This is a genomic window from Howardella ureilytica, assembly GCF_054657495.1.
This window is the reverse complement of the sequence record NZ_BAAHYP010000021.1, coordinates 1-3439: the sequence shown is the minus strand read 5'-3', so window position 1 is coordinate 3439 and position 3439 is coordinate 1. Positions and strand designations below refer to the sequence as shown.

5 protein-coding genes and 1 CRISPR repeat array are annotated in these 3439 nt (G+C 34.4%); all 5 genes read left to right on the top strand.

Annotation, left to right across the window (positions count from 1 at the left end; all coding sequences use genetic code 11):
• The coding region (locus tag ACYQ1N_RS07515) for a Cas9 endonuclease PAM-interacting domain-containing protein (protein WP_459834497.1) at positions 1 to 382 on the top strand (382 nt) is incomplete at its 5' end.
• On the top strand, positions 379 to 1281 hold the full coding sequence (gene cas1, locus ACYQ1N_RS07510) for a type II CRISPR-associated endonuclease Cas1 (protein WP_459834495.1): 903 nt from the start codon (positions 379 to 381) through the stop codon (positions 1279 to 1281). The genes ACYQ1N_RS07515 and cas1, both read left to right, overlap by 4 nt.
• A 4-nt stretch (positions 1282 to 1285) precedes the next feature.
• On the top strand, positions 1286 to 1591 hold the full coding sequence (cas2, locus tag ACYQ1N_RS07505) for a CRISPR-associated endonuclease Cas2 (protein WP_459834493.1): 306 nt from the start codon (positions 1286 to 1288) through the stop codon (positions 1589 to 1591).
• The gene (gene csn2, locus ACYQ1N_RS07500) at positions 1588 to 2262 is read left to right on the top strand and encodes a type II-A CRISPR-associated protein Csn2 (RefSeq protein WP_459834491.1); all 675 of its coding nucleotides are present in this window, start codon (positions 1588 to 1590) and stop codon (positions 2260 to 2262) included. Before cas2 ends, csn2 begins: the two co-directional genes overlap by 4 nt.
• 65 nt (positions 2263 to 2327) lie before the next feature.
• Positions 2328 to 2954: direct repeats of the CRISPR family, unit length 36 nt; unit sequence GTTTGAGAGACTTGTAATTTCATAAGGTTCTAAAAC.
• A 192-nt stretch (positions 2955 to 3146) separates the two neighbouring features.
• On the top strand, positions 3147 to 3374 hold the full coding sequence (locus ACYQ1N_RS07495) for a hypothetical protein (protein ID WP_459834489.1): 228 nt from the start codon (positions 3147 to 3149) through the stop codon (positions 3372 to 3374).
• Positions 3375 to 3439 lie beyond the last annotated feature (65 nt).

The window sequence follows — 3439 nt, the reverse complement described above, 5'->3', positions numbered from 1 at the left end:
CAAAGATACGGAAGAAAACGGTAAGAAGAGTGAAAAATTTACAGTAACAAGAGAAAAGAATATAAATATATATAATATACTACTTAAAAAGCATGTAGACGGAATATATTCTAAACGTTCTAACTCAATAGGAGATAAACTTACAGACGGATATGAGACTTTTAAGACATTAGACCTTAACAGTCAGGTAAAGGTGATACTTGAAATTTTAAAAATTTCAAGTATCGGAAAACCGATGGCTAATCTGTTATTGGTGGGAGGTAAAGAATACTCCGGTGCTCTACTATTTAACAAAAACATAAGCAACTTTACCACATTCCAGCTTATAAACCAATCTGTCACGGGGGTCTATGAAAAGAGAATAGACCTGTTAACCGTATGAGTTGGCGTACCGTTGTCATTTCCAATCCTGCAAAATTAGATTATCAAAACGGATTTATGTATGTTCGCAGAATAGGAAGCGGCATAACGGGCGATGAACCGGAATATAAACAGGTTCATATAGATGAAATTTACATGCTTATAATAGAGACAACCGCGGCGTCACTTACCGCCGCGTTGTTAAGCGAGCTGACCAAAAAGAAGGTCAAAATAATATTTTGCGATGAAAAACGCAATCCTTCTTCGGAATTAATACCGTATTACGGCTCCCACGATACAAGCATAAAAGTACGAAATCAGATCCAATGGAAAGAGGATATAAAAAAATCCGTATGGACGGAAATCGTAGGTGAAAAAATACGAAAACAGGCAGAATATCTATTAGAACTAGGAAACGAAACAGAGTCGGAGATGCTTCTTGACTATGTTAAGGACATTATGTATGCGGACGAGAGCAACAGAGAAGGGCATGCGGCAAAAGTATATTTTAATGTGTTATTCGGAATGGATTTTACAAGAACGCAGGAATGTAATATTAATGCGGCATTAAATTACGGATACGGAATAATTCTTTCCTGTTTCACAAGAGAAGTTTCCGCCAACGGATACATTACACAGCTTGGATTGTTTCACAGTAACATGTTTAATCAATTTAATCTGGCGTGCGATCTGATGGAGCCGTTCAGGGTACTTGTGGACAGATGTGTCAAAAAAATAAATCTTTCGAAATTTGAAACTGATGAAAAAAGAGAAATATTGCGATTGCTGCAAAATGAAGTTTATATCAACGGTCGCTGTGAATATGTTACCAATGCAATAAAAATATATACGAAAAGCGTATTTGACGCATTAAATGAAAATGATTTATCAATGATTAAATTTTACAATAATGAGTTATAGATTTATGAGAATAATGGTGATGTTTGACCTTCCCGTACTCACTTCAAAAAACAGAAAGGATTACAGAGACTTCCGTAAATTTCTTATGAAAAACGGATTTTTGATGCTTCAGGAATCCGTTTATTGTAAATTGGTTCCCAACAGTACTCAGGGAGATGCTGTGGTGGAAAACATAAAAAAGAATAAACCCGCAGCCGGATTGGTACAGGTTCTGCGGGTTACGGAGAAACAATTTGCAAAAATGGATTATGTAGTGGGAGAGGGTTCAAAAACAGTGATTGATTCAGATGAAAGGCTTATTATCTTATGAAGTTGGTTTATCCCGAATTTGATATTATATTGGATATGGAAACGGATAAAGTTAATGTCTTAACATCGGAAAATCGTAAATTGTTCGCAAACCTGCTCGGAGATTTGCACGAGCAGGTTTTAGGGGGCGAAGGAGAATTTATACTTTCCGAAGGTTGTAAACCGATTAGTATGTCAAAAGTCGCAGACATTATATTTAATCCGTATTCCGTTGATTTAAATGACAGAAAAATCCAGACAAGGTTATATAAAGAAATTGCGGATATTGCAAATACAAATATGTTTAAGGAACAGGGTGATATAAATGAAGTTCTTACCGATTATGTGGAGAAATTGATTCAGTTGGTTCCTTACAATTTGGATTATTCGGCGGATATCTGCGTATCGGATTTATTGAAATTGTATGGCGTAAAGTTGCTGCCGTACGGTTCAGGGTTTCTTGACAGAATATTAAGCTATATAAAAATTATGCATCAGCTGGCAGGAATAAAATTGTTTATTTTTGTCAATTTAAAACAATATTTTGAAGAAAATGATCTGTCGGAATTATACAAAGAGTGTGCTTATGAAAATGTTAATTTGCTAATAGTGGAGGGAGAGGAAACAGCACCGATAGAAGGCGAAAATCACTGGATTATCGATAAAGATTTATGTATTATTAGAGATGAATAATGTTTTAGTTATGAAATTACGACTGCGTCGAAAACAGTGGTTTCGGTGATAACCTCAGATTTGAGGTTTGAGAGACTTGTAATTTCATAAGGTTCTAAAACAATCTCTAATGCCATAAGTACCCATCGCGTGTTTGAGAGACTTGTAATTTCATAAGGTTCTAAAACTACAGACAGAGCGATTAAATTGGCTATCAAGTTTGAGAGACTTGTAATTTCATAAGGTTCTAAAACGAACAATGCAATTAACAACATTACTTGTTGTTTGAGAGACTTGTAATTTCATAAGGTTCTAAAACTTTAACAATTTCAGGTTGTTCTATAACGTCGTTTGAGAGACTTGTAATTTCATAAGGTTCTAAAACTTCTATTTCTTTTCTTTCGCTGCTGTTGAGTTTGAGAGACTTGTAATTTCATAAGGTTCTAAAACAAGTGAGAAGTAGCTTAATATCATCAATCAGTTTGAGAGACTTGTAATTTCATAAGGTTCTAAAACAGGTGCGGGTGATGAGTAATGTCTTACTGGGTTTGAGAGACTTGTAATTTCATAAGGTTCTAAAACCTAATCTTTATTTCTGTCCTAATTAGGCTAGTTTGAGAGACTTGTAATTTCATAAGGTTCTAAAACTAACAATTTGATACTGGAAAATGTAAAAAGTTTGAGAGACTTGTAATTTCATAAGGTTCTAAAACGGTCATCCTCAGTTGCGACCATAAATGTATGTTTATAAGACTTGTAACTCCATAAAACTCTAACACATTATCAATATACAAACACTGATGAAAACAATAAATACAATTTTAATTATGTATAGAGCGGACGATTAAATCAGCTCTTTTTTTTTTTGTTCAAAAATAAGTAATTTTGTGGGAAACACATACCACGTGAAGTTTACAAAGAATACTTTGAAATATGTTAAAAATGAAAAAAATCAATACCACATGGGAAAAGTATTCTATTGGGACGTAATCAGAGATAACGAGATTGCATGGAAAGCTCATGAGATAACAAAAGACGATTCCGGTTTGAAAACGGTAAATTATACAGGAACGATAGCAACCGTAAGGAAAATGCTTAAGAAGAACACTCCGCTGCTTACCAGATGCCGTTAGAGGATAAAGTCAGTATTGCCAAGGAGACACTGTATTCAAAGGATAAGGCCAAAGAAAAAATATAT